We start from the raw sequence: 18824 nt of genomic DNA, 5'->3' as shown, positions 1-18824 counted from the left end.
AGTGTCTATCTTCATGATTAAATTTCTTTTAATGATAGTTCAATAAGTTCCATTATTTTATCCCGCCTTAACGGGCAGTAAGACCCCCAATGAATGAAGTTTCACTTTATAACAAACATTGGGGAGGGAACCTAATAATAGGTTTCCCTTATGCTTTGTCAGTAAACAGATGGCTTACCCACGTTTAATAATCGGTACTTTTAGCACGGATGTCGTTTCAGTCACATCGTTGCCCCATCGTTTTTGATTATACACGATGATCAAAATGCTTCCGGATGCAATATCCGACGTATATCTATCAACCTGTCTAGTCGTGACACCCAAACTAATTAATTTTTCTTCCATATCTGTTGTGAGGTTGAGTTTGCGGGAGAAAATATTTTTCATCTTGTTGATGAGGGGATGTTTATTGTGATCAGAAATAGCGTTATTTCCTATTTGGGCATCGATCCGGTTCATTAAATTGCCCGTCATCTGTTCATTGGCAAAAACGAAGATGTTATCACTTTTGAATCCTTTTAAGCCCAACACATCAACCGTCTTTATAACGTCTTTTTCGGTGTAAAAGGGTCCATAAATTTCATAGGCCATGCTTTTCACCTCCCAAATACAGTTTTGTTTCATTTTATTTCGATGAAAGCCATTTCATGAGACTATTTTTTTAAAAAGTGAAAGGAATTGATGGAGTTGATGGCGAATATAATATGGTTAAGGTGAAAGGGGATATAAGTTAATGTTAAAAGCAATTTTATTTGATTTGGACGATACATTATTATGGGATAGTAAAAGCATCCAGGAGGCATTTCGGGCCACATGTAAACTGGCTGAAGATAACTATCAGGTGGATCCGGTTTTACTGGAAGAAAAGGTACGCAAAAACGCTCGTGCGTTATATGCTTCTTATGATACATATGAATTTACTAAGGAAATCGGTATTAATCCGTTCGAGGGACTATGGGGGAATTTTACTGATGAAGGGGAATCATTCCGTAAACTAAGCCAAATTGCTCCGACATACAGGAAAGATGCCTGGACAAAGGGGTTAGCAGAACTGGGAATTGATGATAAGCAGTTTGGTGAAAGACTTGCAGAAACGTTTCCCAAAATGCGCAAGAAAATGCCGTTTGTTTACGGGGATTCATTTACTGTACTCGAAGAATTGAAGGGGGAGTACCGTTTGTTGCTCTTGACAAATGGTTCACCGGATTTACAACAGACCAAACTTGATATGACACCAGAATTGGTTCCGTATTTTGATCATATCGTTGTATCAGGCGCTTTTGGTAAGGGGAAACCGGATCCGGCGATTTTTTCTTATGCATTGGAGATTTTAGAGGTTGCCCCCGATGAAGCGATCATGGTAGGAGATAATTTGATGACTGACATTCTGGGGGCTTCACGAACGGGAATGGAGTCGATCTGGGTAAACCGTTACGGTAAGCTGCTTCAAGATGTGGTGCCAACTTATGAGGTAGGTAAGCTGGCAGAGGTTTTATCAATTGTAGAGGAAAAAAAGATTAAAGCCTAGCTAGGAAATGGATGGATAGGTATAGCTATGCCCGTTGATTGACCAAAACAAATAAAAAAAGAAAAGATGAGACACCATTTGCCCTTAGTGTCTCAGTTTAGGGGTGTAGTGAAAACCCGGAAAGCGATTGCTTTTTTTACAGTTTTCGGGTGGGCCGATGATTACAGTTTCCGTAATGGGTTCTAAAGTATCTTTTACTTCGTTTTCATCCAGGCAGTAATTATGGGCCAAAACCTCTGGTGGGGTGAGACGTAATATATCTGACCCAAAGATGGTTTGCAGCATTGGTGTATCATGAATGGCAAGAAGATGGGTATCATCTGTTTTGGCCTCAGCGTAATGCCACCATCCCTGTGGAATGCTTGCCACTGTCCCAGGTGAGATGGTAACGTTGATAAGCTTATTGTTAAATGGATTAATTAGTGAAATAGTTGCGGAGCCAGTGATGCAATACGTAACTTCTGATGCATTTGGATGATAATGAGGTTCAACGGTATTTCCTTTGGTCAGGTAAATGTCAAGTAAATACGTATTTCCAATCGTGTTAAGACGATTAGCTCCAAGGGCATTGATATAGTTTTGACTATCTTTTTCAAACAGCGGGTTATTGCTTAAATCATAAGAATATTGAACGGTTGAAGCTGAAAAATCCATGTTGGAAATAGCCATGTTAACGTCCTCCATTCATTTGTGGATATCTATAATAGGCTATGCAATAGTTGCCAGGGGGTGTGTCACGTGGTTATTTCTTTCTGCAGGAAACAGCGGCAATGACTCTCACTAACGTGTCTTTACCGCTGTTTTTTGACCTGTTATGCTTCGCTAACTACAAGTTGATTTTGCGTATATTCTTTTGCCAGACTAACAGCACTTCTAGCATCAATGTATCCCCAAATGTCATCAAGTGTAGCTGGTGCTGTGGTTTGCAGAATACTTTTTACGTCATTTGGGCTAAGATAAGGATTAGCTTCCAGCATCAGAGCCACTACACCGGCACAGATTGGCGTTGCCATAGATGTACCTGATAACTGTATATAATTTTCATCCACAATTTGTTCCTGTGACTGGGTCGCCAGGGTAGAATCTGGGGCCAATAAGGAAATAATGTTTGTGCCTGGAGCGTATATATCCGGTTTGACAAAGGAATCAATGGTTGGCCCACGGCTGGAGTAATCTGCAATCGTATCATCTGATCTTGTTGGTGTGTTCTGGTCATCCGCTGACCCGACCGTAATGATGAATGGATCGATAGCTGGAGTAGAAATAGTTTTAGCCATGGGTCCTTCATTTCCTGCAGCAGCGCAGACAACAATACCATGATGCCAAGCCTTTTCAGCAGCTTGTGCTAAGGGGTCATCACGATAGGATTCAAATGCGTCAGCTCCTAATGAAAGAGAAATAATGCGGATATTGTATTTTGACTTGTTGTTGATACACCAGGCAATACCTTTTATGATGGTTGATAATTTACCCCCTCCATCCTGATCAAGCACTTTTACTCCAATTAAGGATGCTTTTGGGGCTGGACCAATGAATTTTCCACCGGATTGATCACCATTCCCGGCCACATCCCCGGCACAGTGTGTTCCATGTCCATTATCATCATACGCATCCGTTTCATTCTGAACAAAATCTTTAAAAGCGATAATTCGGTTTTCAGGCGAAGTTAAATCTTCATGAGGATAGATACCTGTATCAATCACCGCAACTGTTACCCCTTTTCCAGTCAGTCCAAGTTGTTCCTGTACCTTTTTTGCACCAATTTCCCTTGTTGCCACATCGAGCAGCGCTTTAACATCCCGATCATAAAAAATGCGGTCAACTGCCCCATGATCCTTTAACTTTCTGATCATTCTTGGTGTCAGCTGCCCGCTTAGTGTATTATCCAATCCGAGTTCATTGTTGACATTGTTGTTAGTTTCCGTATGGCATGTTTTGATGAAATCATCTTTTTCATCGAGCGGTGATTGCTGGTTGAAATAAACAATCACCGGGATGCTCTCGTTGCCGATTTCCTGAGGGTCCTCTTTTGTTTTGACATGTAATTGTTCCACGAGACCAGGATCCAATTTGCGACCAGCTTCTTCAAACCATAGACGTTTTTCATTACTCATTGTGTTTCCTCCTTTGATTTTAATTGTAAAATCTTTACCGAAAACAATGTGAAAAAACAATGCTGATCAGCTGATTAAAGGGATAACAGCTTATTTATATTTTACCAGGCTTGTCTAAAGATGGAAATATGCCAAAATTACCAATTTGTTGATAATTAATTCACCAAAAACTATATAGAAAGAATGATAGCGGGAGGAAAGTCCAATAATATAGCTGTGACTAACTGCTGAACATCTCTATTTTCGTTGTAATACAATACAGTAATGATGCAATTAGCAGCGCACACCTAATTCTAAAATAGGAGGAGGGGCTTATGGAGGATATAACAGCAATATTGCTTCATTATACCGATCAATCTGCTTTAGATAAAGCTTTAAACTCATTAAAACAATTGCCCACGAAGATAAAAATGGTTTATGTTTTCTTGGAAAATAACATACATTTGGTTAATCGGTATGACGATGTTCAATTTATTACGATTCATAATCAGGATCTCGGGGAGATGTTAAACCATTTAATTAAGCACTGTTCGAGTACTTATTTATTGTTCATGCAACATACGGACTATATTGCTCCTGGGTTAAGTGCAGAAACGTTAAAACTTCCAAAAGAAAAGATGGTTATTGCAACATGGCCTCACAATCGTCAAATTCATCAGCCTTTTCTTGTTCGTATATCTCTATTTCAAGGGAACCCGTTCGTACCAATTGACCAGTTACCATTCAAGGAAGCATTTTTGTCTGCATGGCTTTTTACGGTAGATCCTAAATCCATTACGTTGGAAAGGGATCTGATCAAACAAGGAAGGGAAAACCATACAGCTAATAACGTTGAGAAGCAAAAGATCATGCGAAAATATCAGCAAACAATTAGTGAATCTTCCCATCCAACTATTTCCGTCATGATCGCAAATTACAACATGGGCAGCTTTCTGGAAAAGACGATTTCTTCTTGTGTTATTCAACATGATTCACCTGAGCAGATACTGATTATTGATGATGGATCAACAGATGATTCTATGAAACGGCTTGAAAAGTGGAATAATAATCAGCAAATAAGTGTTTTCAGCAAAAATAATGGTGGGAAGGCAAAGGCGTTAAATGAATTATTACCACATGTTACGACAGATTTTGTACTTGAATTGGACGCAGATGATTGGTTGGATCCGGATGCTATTGGAGTAATAAGAAAGCATATCGCCGATCTTGCTGCCAATGTATCGGTTCTCTATGGAAATTTGCGAAAATGGAAGCAGCAGGAAGGAGAAAATGTACAGTTTAAAAGAGTATTGCAGGGTACGCCTGTAAACAATTGGAACCAATTACGAAATTATCATTTTCCGTTAGGGCCACGCGTATACCGAACGTCATTCTTAAAAAAGTATGGTGGATATCCAGTTATTTCGTTTGAAAATGGCAGACTTTATGAAGATATAAGTTTGTTAAGCAAATTAATTCAGAAAACGCAATTCTGTTATCGGAATTTTACTGTTTATAATGTACGTGAACACAAAGCAAGCATTACAAGAAAGAATCGAACCAAGTGGAATGAGTTTATTACGTTACTTGATGCGAACGAAAACAATCAGTTGTAGATAGATGAGTCCATAAACTTTTCCTATTTATGTCGTATAGTAGCAGTGGCATATACCAGATGTTTTAGTTCTCCATCTATTTACTGTTGTTTTTGTGGCGTTCAATAATAGCTTGGAGTGTAATAGCATATAACATTCTTTTTAAGACTATTTAAAGATGTTTGGTTCACCTTGAATTACCAAAATGGTTTCATGAAAACATGAAAGCAAGAACAATGAAAATGGGAAAACAAGAATTGATCTTGTTTTCCCATTAATAGTGAAAAGATTAGGCTGCTACGAGGAAACGAACAAAATTGATGGCAGATAAGGAAATATATACTTTGGTATTTCCATAACCACTGTTGATTTCGATCACAAGAACTAATTCCGGGGTTACAGTTGATAGTATGCCATCAATGAGATTGTTATCAGTTGCAACCTCAACCCTCGAACCTGCTCTATTAGCTAATTCAGCAGCAAACGTATTCTGAAACATTGATAAACCCTCCTTACATTTCACCGACGAATTCGATTTTATCTATGCGGACCAGGGTTTGATCCCCGTTACCTTCTACCAATACCACATAATCATCTTTAACTGCAATAAGTGTCCCCGTAACGGTGTCAAAAGGGGTGGTAATCTGTACCTGCTCGTTTAATAAATTCATTAGTACATCACGTATAGTTTTAGGGGTATCCGGTGGAGTTGGGATGGTTCCTCCGCCTGAACCACTTCCTCCAATATCGACATCAAAATCGACATTTAAGCCCGGTAAGTTCAACGAAAAATCGTTGCTTAGCCCACTATTGGAAATACTCTGTGACAATTGGTTGAGAAAATTCAGCAGCTCTCTTTGACGATTGGTAAGTGCCAACAGTACTCATCCTTTCTGTAATAAATTTATCTTTCTTTATTTACTATATTCTGTTGTTGTCCAACGGTAAGGGCATCTATTGAGGAAGTGTTGTAAATCCACCAATGTCTTGGACTAAAGATAGATAACTAGTTTCAATTTGCCAATGTTATTTCACCAAGGAAAAATAGGTGTCCAAATGTTAGCGGAAATAGACGATGGTTGATGTCACTTCATTATTCGGATGAATATCGTATATTAAAATGAAAGTGGAGGTGGAGGCAGTGAGTGAGTCTAAGGATGTCGGAAACTTCTCAAACCAAATTATTGATATGCTTGTTGATCATACGTTAAAAAAGCATGGAGCACAATTGGATGCGAATAAACTTGATACGAAAGATAAGGAAAGAATCAAGGATTTGGTGGAAAGTTTAAAACAAAGCGTTGACAGTTTAACCCACAGTAATGAGATTGAGGAGAGCGGCCAAAAAGAAGAGAAGGAAAGGGATTAATGCAATATCGCATCTTTCATCCATTCATTATAATTCCATATTTTTTAAAAAATACAATGAGAACAAACCCCTGGATTTCAACTATCCAGGGGTTTGTTTGCCTATTAGGGACGGTAGTCTATTAATTGATGACAGCATATGAAAATAGGTTTTTACTATAAGACAAACACCCTTACTATTCTTCATGTCATACATAACATGTAGTAAACCGCTAGAAGGAGGAGAGATATAATGCGTAATCAACAAAACTTTTTATTAGAAAGGCAAAGGGCTAAAAATAACCATAAGCTGAGTTTAAGTGATAATCAGTGTCACTATGAATCTTGCTGCCAGCAAAAATGTTGTAAGCATCATCCGTGTGGTGAGGAATCCTGTCAAAAATGTAAACCTGAACCTTGTTACTATCAGGAACCAAAATGGAGTGCTCTTGATCCGACAATGAATCATCCAATGCAATTTAATAATGATAGTACAGCAGACCAAGAGCAGACTTCTCAGGTGAAAAATATTCAAGAGTCAAATGAATGCATTGTCATTAAAGATTCATGTGATGTCGATGTTAAATCAACCGATACGCAGGCAGCTGTTAACATTCAAGTTGCCCTGCAGGCCGCAATTGCTTTAGTTATCAGCATTTCTATCGCCGACAGTAGTACAGAAGATGAAATTACCAATGATTTATTTGCTAAACTAAAATCCAGCCAGGTTAACAAGCAACAACTTTATATTGAAAATTCCCGTGGTGTCAATGTAACAACTACTGATACAGACATTGCTGTTAATGCACAAGTTTTATTGCAAGTATTAATCGCTTTGGTTATCCGGTTAGACGTATTGTAATGAAATAAACAATTCCAGCGGGTTAATTTACCCTAAACAATCCGATTACTCCTTTTTAAATAGAAGAGAAAACCCTGTTGCACTTTAGCTAACTGGGTTTTCTTATTCTTTTTTCAGCACTCTTTTAAAACTGCCAATCTTTTAACGATTTTGTAGGGTTGCCAAGTTGACTAGTAAGGGCTAAATGAGGAATAAGTTTGTGCCAACACAGAACCTCCATTAAGAAAAAATAAACTGGTTAATCATTTTGAAAGGTTGAAGTCTTTTGTGCTTCATGAATGACAGGAAATAGAGACGAAAGTGGTTACACATTATGCTATTTTTCAATATGGTAGTGTACGGAAAAAATTCAAGGGGGGAATTATATGGTCAATCAACCACATGGAGGAAAGTTAATCAACTGCGAATTAATTGGAGAAAAGAGAGATGAGGCAATCAAAAATGCTCAAAAGCTCTTATCCATAACAGTTAGTTCCTGGGTGATTTCTGATTTGGAACTGATTGGAATAGGTGGCTTTAGTCCGTTGACAGGATTTATGGTGCAAGCCGATTATGAGAATGTTGTGAAGCATACCCGTCTTACAAATGGCATGATCTGGAGTGTTCCAATTACGCTGCCGGTAACTGAAGAACAAGCTAAGGATTTTCACATTGGCGAACAAATTTCGATTAAAGGTAAGAATGGCATTATTTATGGGACGATTACCTTGGCTGAAAAATACACCTATGATAAAAAAAAGGAAGCGAAGCACATTTATGGCACAACTGACGCGACACATCCCGGTGTAAAGAAAGTCTATGAAAAAGGAAACATATACCTTGGCGGGAAGATTACGTTGCTTAACCGGCCCGATCATCACCAGTTTGCAACGTATTATAAAGATCCTGCGGAAACACGGATGATGTTTGAGGAACTGGGATGGAAAACAATCGTTGGTTTTCAGACCCGCAACCCGGTTCATCGTGCACATGAACACATTCAAAAAACAGCGCTTGAGTCTGTGGATGGTCTGCTATTGAACCCGCTCGTTGGTGAAACGAAATCCGATGATATTCCAGCGGAAATCCGGATGGAAAGCTATGAAACCATTTTAAAAAACTATTATGTCCAAGATCGAGTTCGCCTTGTCATCTATCCGGCAGCCATGCGCTATGCGGGACCAAAAGAGGCAATTCTGCATGCAATTGTTAGAAAAAACTATGGTTGCACACATTTCATTGTGGGACGTGATCATGCCGGTGTTGGTGATTACTATGGGACCTATGATGCTCAGGAGCTAATAGTACAATATGAAGAAGAGCTGGGCATTCAGATTTTTAAATTTGAGCATGCGTTTTACTGCAAAATCTGTGAAAATATGGCATCCGCAAAAACGTGTCCGCACAGTAAGGAAAATCATGTTCACTTAAGCGGCACAAAAGTACGTGAACTGCTCCGAAATGGGAAACGGCCGCCAAAAGAATTTTCACGCCCGGAGGTAGCAGATGTACTCATTAAAGGGATGCAAGGAAATTAAGCAAAGCGGTTCAAAAAGGGTCGCTCTATTTCTTTTTAAAGGAGATATAACTATGCCATGACACCAGCGATGATATTTGTTTTGATTTTACTGCTAACGATGTTTGCTGCGTTGATTTTTGAGGTTGCCCGGCCAGATATGGTCATCTTTTCAGTGTTAGTTATATTGCTGCTGTCTGGTATTTTGACGGTCGAAGAAGCACTGAGCGGTTTTTCTAATGAAGGAATGCTGACGGTAGCGTTACTGTTTATCATTGCCGGCGCTGTACAGAAGACCGGTTTTATTGATCAATTGATGGAAAAATGGCTTCAAAACAGCCGTACCCACACAGGTACGATGATGCGCTTTTTTGTACCGATATCAGCGTTCTCGGCTTTTTTAAACAATACGCCGATCGTCGTAACGTTTACTCCCATGATAAAAAAATGGTGTGAAACCCGGGGAATAGCTCCTTCTAAGTTTTTGATCCCATTATCTTATGCTACGATCTTGGGCGGGATGATCACATTGATGGGAACGTCTACGAATCTCGTTGTTCATGGTTTGATGCTGGACTTCGGACTAAAAGGCTTTTCGTTATTTACATTAACTATCGTTGGTGTACCGGTTGCATTGATCGGGCTCATTTATTTATTTACAATTGGGTATAGGTTATTACCGGATAACAAAGGATTCGGAGAAAGAATGAAGGAAGACTCCAAAGAATATATCGCTGAAATGCAAGTGACACAAAATTTCGCAAACCTCGATAGAAGTGTCGAGCAAGCTGGCCTGCGTGAATTGAAAGGTCTTTATCTGATTGAGATTATTCGTGGTGACGAACGGATTTCACCGGTTAGATCAACAACGGTGATTCAAACCGGAGATCGGCTGATTTTCACTGGCCTGATTTCAACCATTGCTGATTTGCAAAAGATAAAAGGTTTGGAGCTGGAAACCGGGACGAACATTACCCTTCATGATCTGAAAGATGGATCGACTAGTTTAGTGGACGCCGTTGTGTCGGATCAGTCCTCACTTTTGTCCAAGTCAATTAAACAGTCGAAATTCCGATCACGTTATGATGCGGGTGTTATGGCGGTGCACCGGAATAATGAACGGATCCGGAGTAAGGTCGGGGATATTGTTTTAAAACCCGGGGACTCGTTATTACTTGTGGCCGGTGGTGACTTTGTTGAAAAATATCAGCAATCAAATGACTTTTTTGTTGTGTCATCACTGGATACACCGCCTATCTTGAATCAAAGCACAAAAAAAGGATGGGTTTCCGTCTTCCTATTGCTCGCGATGATTGTGACGGTAACACTAGGATGGCTCAGTATGTTTAAGGCGATGGCATTGGCTATCTTCATCCTTTTAATAACAAAAATTATTACACCGCAGGAAGCCAAGAAATCTGTTCATTTTAATGTTCTATTGCTAATTGCCAGCTCGCTTGGGATTGGAACGGCCATGATGAAAACAGGTCTTGCAGAATGGATTGCGTCTGTCCTGCTGCGTTTTGGAGAACCGCTGGGATTAGTAGTTATATTGTTTTTAATTTATATCCTGACGAATGTGTTTACGGAGATTGTCACCAATAGCGCAGCAGCTGTCATTATGCTTCCGATCGGGATTGAAATCGCTCAAAGGCTTGCTGTTGATCCAAGAGGCATTGCTGTCTTGATTGCGATAGCTGCGTCGGCAAGTTTTATCACACCAATCGGTTACCAGACGAATTTAATCGTGTATGGTCCTGGCGGTTACAAGTTTACTGACTACGTAAAAGTTGGGTTTCCACTCAGTTTAATCGTGATGGTGACGTCTGTTTTGATTATTTATTATGTATGGTTTTAGGAGGAAGCACTTATGACTAAGTCAGAAAATATAAAATGGCATCATTCAAAGGTAACGAAGGAACATCGAAGAAATTTGAATCAACATAAGAGTGCCGTGGTCTGGTTTACCGGTTTGTCCGGTTCTGGCAAATCAACTATTTCGGTTGAGCTGGAAAAAGAACTGTATAATATGGGGGTTCGGACGTTTCGTTTGGATGGGGATAATATTCGCTATGGTCTGAATAAAAATCTTGGTTTCAACCCTGCAGATCGGAAAGAAAACATTCGCCGCATCGGAGAAGTATCCAAGCTAATGGTTGAAGCCGGATTGTTTACCTTGTCCGCATTTATTTCACCATACCGTAAAGATCGGGATGAAATACGCGAACTGCTTGATGAAGATGAATTTATTGAAGTGTTTGTCAACGCCAGTATAGAAACATGTGAATCGCGTGATCCGAAAGGCCTTTATAAAAAAGTGCGCGCGGGAGAAATTAAAGGATTTACTGGGATTGACGCACCATATGAGACACCGGTAGCTCCGGAGGTTACGGTAAATACGGATATACAGAGCATTGAAGAATCCGTTCAAACGATTTTATCCTATTTGATAACGAATGGGTACCTGAAATAATGATGAATGTAAGCTTAAAAGTGATGCTGGATATAGTAATAGCTGCCGGCCGGGTTTCTAGATACAGTGAATAATTGCATTGAATTGTGATAATCATGGGCAAGTGCTTTGCCCTATTTTTCCCCAGTATAACGAGAGGTGAACCGTCTGGTGGATAAAAGTGGTAACTTTAGTGATGCGCTATAGATAGTCGGATTTTCGCTATAGATAAAGCAAGAAGCGCTATAGATTGCCTAAGATTCGCTGGAGGTGGTAGTAAAATCGCTATAGATCATTCAATGAAATAAAATATTTTAATTTCATGCAGGAGACTTACATCATAACAGCGAATAAAAATTAATGGAGTTAAATATAAAAGGAGTGATTTATGGTTGCAACATCCAATAGTTGATAAATGTCGTGATGTCCCGATTGAAGTAATGAAGATGGAAACATTAAGTAACCGCTTGAAAGAACAGCATTATAAAAAGAAAGCAGTTGATCAAAAAGCAAAAAATCTTCGGGCAGGGCTTCATGGAGAAGAATCTTTAGATTTTATGTTAAGCTTTCTTCCTTCTGATTCCTTCCATATCCTTCACAATTTGCGTATCCGTGACCAGAGTGAATACTTCCAGATTGATAATCTTATTTCCTCTCCCAAATTTATCCTTATTAATGAAGTTAAAAATATAGCCGGGACAGTTACGTATGATGATTTCGGCCAAGCAGTCCGTGCCTCAAAAGACGGGGAAGAGGTGAATTTTGGCAATCATATTGAACAAGTAAATCTCCAGCATATTCGCCTATTGCATTGGATGCGGACACAGGGTCTTCCTCTTATACCAATTGAGAAACTAGTTATTTATAGTAATCCAGCCACCCTTTTAAAAAATCCAGCTAATAATCAGGCAGTGACAGAAATGGTGATTCATAAAGAGCAATTACTGACCAAAATAGATGAGTTGTCAATTAAACATCAATCAACTGCTTTGTCATCGGAACAGCTTGATCGCTTATCAGCCCTTTTAATAAAAGCCCATTCACCTAAAAACATTGATGTGATGAAAAAATTCAACATTAGTCGAAGTGATATACAATGCGGTGTTTTTTGCCCAACGTGTGGTGCACTTCCGATGACACGTATAAATGGAAGCTGGCAATGCTATCGGTGCAAATGCATTTCCAAAAATGCACACATGCCGGCACTTCAGGACTATTGTTTCCTATTTGGTAATCAAATTAGTAATCGTGCTGCACGAGAGTTTTTAAAAGTGGATTCGACACATGTGATGAAACGGATCTTACAGAAGGCAAAGTTCGCGTTTACAGGTAGGACGACGAAAAGGTTCTATCAGTTACCTTTTTACTAGAATATCAGATTGAAGCTATAGAATGCTGAATTGTCGCTGTAGAATGGACTGGAACCGCTATAGATTGTCCGAGGTTCGCTATAGATTGGAGCCAAAGCGCTATAGATGTAAATTGTTTATGCATACATAGCGTGAATTTGTTATCGATACTCCTTCCATAATCTGTCTGGCTGTTGCGGGTATGTGACAATATTTGGACGCACAGCAGTTGCCTCTTTTGCCGTTACTTAAACGTATATCATGTACAGTCTACTATTTTTTTCATAAATTAAAGTATAACCTATTTGAATGATGTCGGTATCAAACGGGGTCTGAACGAACTAATTCAAGGGCCTAATTGAGAAGCATTCCTGTCATCCAAATCATCAGTTATGCTTGAGATGTATCTACTTTCTGATGATATAAACAATAGGCTTTATAACTGGAGGGAGCTGTTTAAATGTGTTTCAAAATACAATAATATTGATTACCGGAGGGACAGGTTCCTGGGGATATGAACTCGTAAAAAAACTTCTGTTATTTCAACCAAAGGAAATAAGGATCTTTTCACGGAATGAATTTGCGCAGGTGAAAATGAAACGAATATTCTCAGATAATCCTAATTTAAACTTTATAATTGGTGACGTAAGGGATTTTGAAGCGGTGAACGAAGCGGCTAAAAATGTGGATTATATATTCCATCTTTCAGCACTTAAACATGTACCAATATGTGAAGACCAGCCCTCAGAAGCATTAAAAACCAATGTACATGGCACAGAGAATATTATCAAAGCAAGTTTAAGTCAAAAGGTTAAAAAGGTCATAGATGTTTCGACGGATAAAGCTGTCGAACCAATCAATTTTTACGGACTTACAAAAGCAATCGGTGAAAAACTGATTATTCAGGCCAATCAATTAAGCAATCATACACGTTTTGTCTGTATCCGTGGCGGCAATGTAATAGGGACAAATGGCAGTGTGATTCCGTTTTTTAAAGAACAGATCGCCATTCATCATACCGTTCCACTTACCTCCTGGGAAATGACTCGATTCTTTCTGACAGTTTCTCAAGCCATTGATCTTCTAATACACGCATCGGAACAAGCAATCGGCGGGGAGACATTTGTTATGAAAATGAAAGCTTGCCGGATTGTCGATTTAATTGCCGTTATGGAAAAACATTTTGCCACAAACGATATTGTCATTAACGAGGTGGGCATACGTCCAGGTGAGAAACTGCACGAGGTGCTGGTATCCAATGCCGAATCCAGAAACACGTATAAGTTTGATGACAATTATTATGTCATTTTGCCTGTTAATGCTTCAGAAAACGTAAAGAAACAGTATGAGAACTTACCAAGGGTTGTCTTTAAACGTTATCAATCGAATGATGAATTAATGTCATCTAGTGAGATCGAACAAATTCTTAAGAAGGGAAATATTCTCACATCATAACTACTATTTTAATACAGTAAATAACCAAAAAGTCCCTTACCATCATTATCATAATGGTAAGGGACTTTACATGATGTTACTATCTGTTCTGTAAATATTCCTGTATCTGCTGGACTAATTGCCTGGCCCGATGCGCGGTGGTATGCTGCGAATGAATGAAGTGATATCCTTCTTCCGTAATCCTTTCCCGCTCTGCCGTGTTTTTTAAATAGTAATCTGCTTTTTCTGGAAAATTTTCCTCGCTTATATCTACAAAATGCTTGCCTGGTATGAAACCAATTTCTTTAAGTTCCGGTAATACAGGAGCCATCAGTAATGTGTGGCATGCAGGCACTTCAAAATACTTAAATGTCACAACTTGTCGAACAGAACCGCATGCGAAAAATAGTTTGGCTTGATTAATGGTTTTGGCATAGTTTTCACCAATTAATGCTTTTTCTGCCTGTTTCGTTGTAAAATTCCTCCACCCTGGATGAGGACGATTAAAAAATCCAGGATTATTCGAATAATATTGTAAGATTTTTTCTCGTAATGGATAGATGTGCGGAAAGGAAACTTCCCCCAGCAACATGAAATCGATCGTTTTTTCTCTGCCGTAATCCCTAAAGATCGAGGTGTTGGCAAACTGGGGAAGCAAGTTTACCTGATCATGCCTTTGTTGAGGATAATAATGGTAAAAGTTATGCCGGCATATGACAAAGAATGTGCTGATATGATTTTTCGTAATGTACCTTCGCCGTTGCTCGACAAACCGGTGTGCATCGTTAACGATCAGTCCAACAGGTATTTGGATTTCGGATAACCCGGTAACTACAGGCGTAAACGTTTTGCCTACGTCATTCAGTATTAAAATATAATCTGGTTTTTCAGGGACTTTTCGCAGTATTTTATTTATGTTGCCGGATTTTCGATAAACTACTAGTTTTGTTAACTTTGCTAATTCATTTTCTAAATCGTAATAATTATTATTGGTAAAATGAGAAGTATCTGCTGCAATAAGTAATAACGTTAGCATTGGTTAAAAACTCCTCCCTAAATAAAAAACGCCTTCCGTAAACAGAAGGCTGAGAATGCATGCTTTAGTTGTACCCTAACCTTGTTAATGTTTTATGAAACGTTTGATTCATTTGCTCTTCCTGCGCTGTGCTTAATACGGATTTCCACTTATTAGCCTTTCCTTCCCTAACAAAAGGAAAGTTTGTATTCACCGACTGTGTATCACCCTTTAAATGGATTTGTTGCTTTTGTTCCAATGCCCTCATATTATCAAACGAGGACCAATTCACTGCTTCGGTGATTTCTTGTTCTGATCTGTCTAAATTCAAAAAGTTTATAATCCTTTTTGCTTCTTTAAAGGTATCTTCAAGAAGATCCTCGTATTTAACGAGCAAAAAACCATTTTCAACCTTTTCTTGATTATTAAGCCAGCTATCTATATTTGTACTCCACAATCCCGGTCCAATCCGTCCTTCTGTAAACGCTTGGAAAAACGTAGCAAAGTCACGGTTATCATTATAATACTTCTTAAAATGATAATAGTAGGAAATAACGACATCCCTTGGGTCTCGTACTAAATATATTACTTTCGGATAGGTGGGATTGAAGCTAGCATGACTCCAGACAAGATGCGGGGAAGGTAAGTTCTCGATTGGTTCCTTAGAGGCGTTTTGAATCAGTTCACCTTTTGTGGCCCAATCGATTTTTTTTCGATATAACAACATGGCAACGAGAAATAATAGGAAATTGTTTCCTGATTTCGGGTAGGCTACAAGACAAATATCGTCTTCTTTAATTTTGTATGTCTTGTCTGTTGACAAAGGTATCATCCTTTCTTTTTATCAGCTTCGTCTGGCTGAACTTTCAATGGAATGGTATCAGGATTAGTTGGATCAAAAAGTTCATTGGCCCAAAACAAAACAATTATTTCATCATCCGTTACATTTTCAATGGAATGGGTAAAGCCTGGAGGTATATCCACCATCTTGATAGTTTGATCTGAGACGGTATAAGAAATCAGTTCATCGGAATCGACCTTTCTTAATTGAATGTTTGCTGTACCTTTGATGACGCAAAATTTCTCTACTTTTGTATGGTGATAATGGTTACCCCTTATAACACCCTGTCGTGATGTTGACATGAAGATTTGACCGGCATGATCCGATTTGATTAATTCAATTAACTTTCCTCTTTCATCTTGATGTGCTGGTAAATCATATGAAAAATTATTGCTATCAAGATAAGATAGGAAGGTTGTATATAAATATTTAGTTAATTTGTCGGACAGATCTGGTATAACCAGTGATTTTCGTATATTTTTAATTTCATAAAGCTTATCGGCCAAATCTCCAACTGTTGTATAAAATGATTGGGTGATAGGATAATAGAATGTTTCTTTTGCTTTATTCTGGTTGAGACTATTTATAAAATGGTCTATAACATCATCAATATATACAAGTTCAAGGTGTTTTGCCGGATCATGGATTTCTATTTCCTTATCATGAGCGATTTCATGGCAAAAGGTAGCAACGACGGAGTTATAATGTGGTTTACACCACTTGCCAAAAACACCTGGAAGCCGGTAAATGTGTACATCTGCACCGGTTTCATTACTATAATGTTTCAGCACATCTTCGGCAGCTTTCTTACTTGAACCATATGCTGAATCAAATGCTGCTTGAGTAGAGGAAGAAAAGACAATTTTTGGGGTCTTTTGTTTCCTTCTTAAATAGTTGACGATTTGTTCTGTAAGCCCTCTATTAACTCTCGTAAACGCCTCATCCTGTTGGGGTCTATTCACTCCCGCCAGGTGATAGACGATGTCCGAATCGTCTAATTGTTGATAGAGCTGTGACAGGTTATCCCCGTGATGATACGGATGAACAACAACTTCTTTTTCTCTGTGCAATCTATCGATAAGGTTTTTACCGATAAATCCGCCTGCACCGGTCACTAATACGTTTTTCATATAATCCCCCCATTCTGTTCATCACACGTTTTTCCAGTAGTATAGCCGGGCAGTAGTTTAACACTGTTAATGCCTTTTCTACATATTATGGAGTACTTGAAGATATGTGCAAAAATAGGGCGCAGGTCAAGGATGATATTGTTGTAAAGGAGATGTCTATGTATGGAAGATATATGTATCCATACGAGGAATTGGATTGAAAAAACGACCCCAGCATCAGATGTACCAGATGTATATAAGGAATTTTATCCAAATGAAACGGTAAAATATACATTGCCAAAGGGAGATTCACCGCAATGGGTTGATTGGGTATATCCACCACAATTTGGGGAGAATCATACGTTTGATACAGCTTATGTTGCAAAGATAAAAAATGGGAGTATATGGATGTGTGAAAAAGGAGAAGGCATGGTCTATGCATTGACACCAGATAACAAGTGTTTACATGATATGGTCTTTCATTTATATTGGAGATATTTTAAAAAGGCGGCAGTTCATAAAATTCCTGCTGCTTCCACTTATCATGGCACTTTGGGCGTTCTAGCCTGGGCCGGGCACTCCAATTACTGGCATTGGTTACACGATACACTGGGGCGTTATCATTTACTGCGGCTCAGCGGTTTTAAGATTGATAAATATGTTCTGCCGCCTTTGACTATGCCATTTCAGCGGGAAACAGTTAAATTGCTTAGTATCCCTGAAGATAAAATCCTCCAGCTTACCCCGGGGATGCATCTGAAAGCCGATAATTTAATATTACCATCCGTTCCGTTTAACGCAGGGACATGTGTTAAGTGGACAGTTGAATTTCTCCGAGACTCACTTCTTCCATGGAAATCACAGAAGAGCACACCTGGCTTTGAACGTATTTATATTAGCCGAAAAGATGCTTCGTGGAGAAAGGTTACCAATGAAACAAATCTCATGAAGCTTTTGACCCGAAAAGGATTTAAACAAGTTACGTTAAGCTCCTTAACCGTACAGGAACAAATCGATATTTTTTCTTCGGCCAAAATTATCATAAGTCCGAATGGTGCAGGACTGGCAAATATTATGTTCTGTCGGCCGGGAACGAAAATTATTCAGTTATTTACGTCTACGTCAGATGAATTTATAAAAATTGGGCAGTATGTAGGTTTGGATTATCATTTTTTTAAATGCAGAGTTGCGAATCCTGTTTCCAAAGCCCATGAAGTCATTCAAAACCTTGTGGTTGATGAAAAGAAATTGTCGACAGTTTTGGAGAATGAAGGAATAAATTAAAAAAGGAAGGGCAGTGATATGTTTTATCCCGCCTTAACGGGCAGTTAGACCCCCTCATCAAGATTTTGAGGTGAAACGAAAAAATAAGTGGGGCTAAGCGTATGGCCAAAGACCCGATTCTGTTTTCAGCCTGCAGGTCAGAAATCACAAAGGTGTTGTAACTTAGACGCATGAGAACTTAGTCTTTGTCCCTCTGTTTTCAATGGAAAAAGCCCTACGTTGAATGAACCTTACGCAGCCTCCTTAAAATCTATATTTCTGTATAAATTCAATAAATAGTCTAGTTCCTGACTGCATTTAACTGTCGCTTTATTTGTAAATCCTATACTAAAAGCCAACTTAATCATTTCTTGCCTTTTCATTTCGATTGTTTGTTTTAAATTATTCTTTGTATACAATTTTAAATCCTCCACTTTTTTA

At 38.8% G+C, this 18824-nt stretch carries 19 protein-coding genes; 10 read left to right on the top strand and 9 right to left on the bottom strand.

The genetic code is table 11. From position 1 onward, the window contains the following. Positions 1–174: 174 nt before the first annotated feature. The gene (locus WMZ97_RS03560; RefSeq protein ID WP_343270682.1) at positions 175–591 is read right to left on the bottom strand and encodes a general stress protein; all 417 of its coding nucleotides are present in this window, start codon (positions 589–591) and stop codon (positions 175–177) included. Positions 592–733: 142 nt separating this feature from the next. On the opposite strand from WMZ97_RS03560, the gene WMZ97_RS03555 reads away from it, so the two are divergent. After that, complete coding sequence (locus WMZ97_RS03555; RefSeq protein ID WP_343270681.1) at positions 734–1528, top strand: HAD family hydrolase; 795 nt, start codon at positions 734–736, stop codon at positions 1526–1528. Between the two features lie 84 nt (positions 1529–1612). Here WMZ97_RS03555 and WMZ97_RS03550 read toward each other — a convergent pair whose 3' ends face one another. Then, on the bottom strand, positions 1613–2197 hold the full coding sequence (locus WMZ97_RS03550) for a cupin domain-containing protein (protein WP_343270680.1): 585 nt from the start codon (positions 2195–2197) through the stop codon (positions 1613–1615). 143 nt (positions 2198–2340) lie between these two features. After that, positions 2341–3642, bottom strand: a complete 1302-nt coding sequence (locus tag WMZ97_RS03545; protein ID WP_343270679.1) for a S8 family peptidase — start codon at positions 3640–3642, stop codon at positions 2341–2343. Positions 3643–3956: 314 nt separating this feature from the next. On the opposite strand from WMZ97_RS03545, the gene WMZ97_RS03540 reads away from it, so the two are divergent. Beyond that, the gene (locus WMZ97_RS03540) at positions 3957–5237 is read left to right on the top strand and encodes a glycosyltransferase family 2 protein (protein ID WP_343270678.1); all 1281 of its coding nucleotides are present in this window, start codon (positions 3957–3959) and stop codon (positions 5235–5237) included. Positions 5238–5505: 268 nt separating this feature from the next. Here WMZ97_RS03540 and WMZ97_RS03535 read toward each other — a convergent pair whose 3' ends face one another. Beyond that, positions 5506–5715 (bottom strand): hypothetical protein, encoded by a 210-nt coding sequence (locus tag WMZ97_RS03535; RefSeq protein ID WP_343270677.1) that lies wholly within the window; start codon positions 5713–5715, stop codon positions 5506–5508. A gap of 13 nt (positions 5716–5728) precedes the next feature. Continuing rightward, positions 5729–6094, bottom strand: coding sequence for a DUF2642 domain-containing protein (locus WMZ97_RS03530; protein WP_343270676.1), 366 nt, complete (start codon positions 6092–6094; stop codon positions 5729–5731). Positions 6095–6357: 263 nt separating this feature from the next. On the opposite strand from WMZ97_RS03530, the gene WMZ97_RS03525 reads away from it, so the two are divergent. From WMZ97_RS03525 to WMZ97_RS03495, 7 genes are all read left to right on the top strand, one after another. Continuing rightward, positions 6358–6585 (top strand): hypothetical protein, encoded by a 228-nt coding sequence (locus WMZ97_RS03525; RefSeq protein WP_343270675.1) that lies wholly within the window; start codon positions 6358–6360, stop codon positions 6583–6585. A 438-nt stretch (positions 6586–7023) separates the two neighbouring features. Next, the gene (locus tag WMZ97_RS03520; RefSeq protein ID WP_343270795.1) at positions 7024–7425 is read left to right on the top strand and encodes a spore coat protein; all 402 of its coding nucleotides are present in this window, start codon (positions 7024–7026) and stop codon (positions 7423–7425) included. A 365-nt stretch (positions 7426–7790) separates the two neighbouring features. Next, positions 7791–8942 (top strand): sulfate adenylyltransferase, encoded by a 1152-nt coding sequence (sat, locus tag WMZ97_RS03515; protein WP_343270674.1) that lies wholly within the window; start codon positions 7791–7793, stop codon positions 8940–8942. Positions 8943–8999: 57 nt separating this feature from the next. Continuing rightward, the gene (locus WMZ97_RS03510; protein ID WP_343270673.1) at positions 9000–10778 is read left to right on the top strand and encodes an SLC13 family permease; all 1779 of its coding nucleotides are present in this window, start codon (positions 9000–9002) and stop codon (positions 10776–10778) included. 12 nt (positions 10779–10790) lie between these two features. Beyond that, positions 10791–11393, top strand: coding sequence for an adenylyl-sulfate kinase (gene cysC / locus WMZ97_RS03505; protein WP_343270672.1), 603 nt, complete (start codon positions 10791–10793; stop codon positions 11391–11393). Between the two features lie 371 nt (positions 11394–11764). After that, complete coding sequence (locus WMZ97_RS03500; protein ID WP_343270671.1) at positions 11765–12742, top strand: nuclease-related domain-containing protein; 978 nt, start codon at positions 11765–11767, stop codon at positions 12740–12742. Positions 12743–13183: 441 nt separating this feature from the next. After that, complete coding sequence (locus WMZ97_RS03495; protein ID WP_343270670.1) at positions 13184–14176, top strand: polysaccharide biosynthesis protein; 993 nt, start codon at positions 13184–13186, stop codon at positions 14174–14176. Between the two features lie 79 nt (positions 14177–14255). Here WMZ97_RS03495 and WMZ97_RS03490 read toward each other — a convergent pair whose 3' ends face one another. The 3 genes from WMZ97_RS03490 to WMZ97_RS03480 form a co-directional block, all read right to left on the bottom strand. Further along, the gene (locus tag WMZ97_RS03490; protein ID WP_343270669.1) at positions 14256–15191 is read right to left on the bottom strand and encodes a glycosyltransferase; all 936 of its coding nucleotides are present in this window, start codon (positions 15189–15191) and stop codon (positions 14256–14258) included. 64 nt (positions 15192–15255) lie between these two features. After that, positions 15256–15993: a sulfotransferase domain-containing protein gene (locus tag WMZ97_RS03485; RefSeq protein ID WP_343270668.1), complete on the bottom strand. Its 738-nt coding sequence runs from the start codon at positions 15991–15993 to the stop codon at positions 15256–15258. Between the two features lie 5 nt (positions 15994–15998). Beyond that, positions 15999–17141 (bottom strand): polysaccharide biosynthesis C-terminal domain-containing protein, encoded by a 1143-nt coding sequence (locus WMZ97_RS03480; protein ID WP_343270667.1) that lies wholly within the window; start codon positions 17139–17141, stop codon positions 15999–16001. Between the two features lie 162 nt (positions 17142–17303). Between WMZ97_RS03480 and WMZ97_RS03475 the strand changes: the two genes are divergently transcribed. Further along, positions 17304–18404, top strand: coding sequence for a glycosyltransferase family 61 protein (locus tag WMZ97_RS03475; RefSeq protein WP_343270666.1), 1101 nt, complete (start codon positions 17304–17306; stop codon positions 18402–18404). A gap of 230 nt (positions 18405–18634) precedes the next feature. Here WMZ97_RS03475 and WMZ97_RS03470 read toward each other — a convergent pair whose 3' ends face one another. Next, positions 18635–18802: an aspartyl-phosphate phosphatase Spo0E family protein gene (locus WMZ97_RS03470; protein WP_343270665.1), complete on the bottom strand. Its 168-nt coding sequence runs from the start codon at positions 18800–18802 to the stop codon at positions 18635–18637. Positions 18803–18824 lie beyond the last annotated feature (22 nt).

It is taken from the genome of Lentibacillus songyuanensis, from assembly GCF_039548255.1.
In the GTDB taxonomy this organism is placed as follows: Bacteria; Bacillota; Bacilli; order Bacillales; family Amphibacillaceae; genus Lentibacillus_C; species Lentibacillus_C songyuanensis.
The sequence above is the reverse complement of the archived record's forward strand: the minus strand, read 5'-3'. Positions and strand labels throughout refer to the sequence as shown.

Coding starts and splice junctions, on each gene's coding strand:
- WMZ97_RS03560 (WP_343270682.1), bottom strand. CDS start 591: ATGGCCTATGAAATTTATGGACCCTTTTACACCGAAAAAGACGTTATA.
- WMZ97_RS03555 (WP_343270681.1), top strand. CDS start 734: ATGTTAAAAGCAATTTTATTTGATTTGGACGATACATTATTATGGGAT.
- WMZ97_RS03550 (WP_343270680.1), bottom strand. CDS start 2,197: ATGGCTATTTCCAACATGGATTTTTCAGCTTCAACCGTTCAATATTCT.
- WMZ97_RS03545 (WP_343270679.1), bottom strand. CDS start 3,642: ATGAGTAATGAAAAACGTCTATGGTTTGAAGAAGCTGGTCGCAAATTG.
- WMZ97_RS03540 (WP_343270678.1), top strand. CDS start 3,957: ATGGAGGATATAACAGCAATATTGCTTCATTATACCGATCAATCTGCT.
- WMZ97_RS03535 (WP_343270677.1), bottom strand. CDS start 5,715: ATGTTTCAGAATACGTTTGCTGCTGAATTAGCTAATAGAGCAGGTTCG.
- WMZ97_RS03520 (WP_343270795.1), top strand. CDS start 7,024: ATGAATCATCCAATGCAATTTAATAATGATAGTACAGCAGACCAAGAG.
- sat (WP_343270674.1), top strand. CDS start 7,791: ATGGTCAATCAACCACATGGAGGAAAGTTAATCAACTGCGAATTAATT.
- WMZ97_RS03510 (WP_343270673.1), top strand. CDS start 9,000: ATGACACCAGCGATGATATTTGTTTTGATTTTACTGCTAACGATGTTT.
- cysC (WP_343270672.1), top strand. CDS start 10,791: ATGACTAAGTCAGAAAATATAAAATGGCATCATTCAAAGGTAACGAAG.
- WMZ97_RS03490 (WP_343270669.1), bottom strand. CDS start 15,191: ATGCTAACGTTATTACTTATTGCAGCAGATACTTCTCATTTTACCAAT.
- WMZ97_RS03480 (WP_343270667.1), bottom strand. CDS start 17,141: ATGAAAAACGTATTAGTGACCGGTGCAGGCGGATTTATCGGTAAAAAC.
- WMZ97_RS03475 (WP_343270666.1), top strand. CDS start 17,304: ATGGAAGATATATGTATCCATACGAGGAATTGGATTGAAAAAACGACC.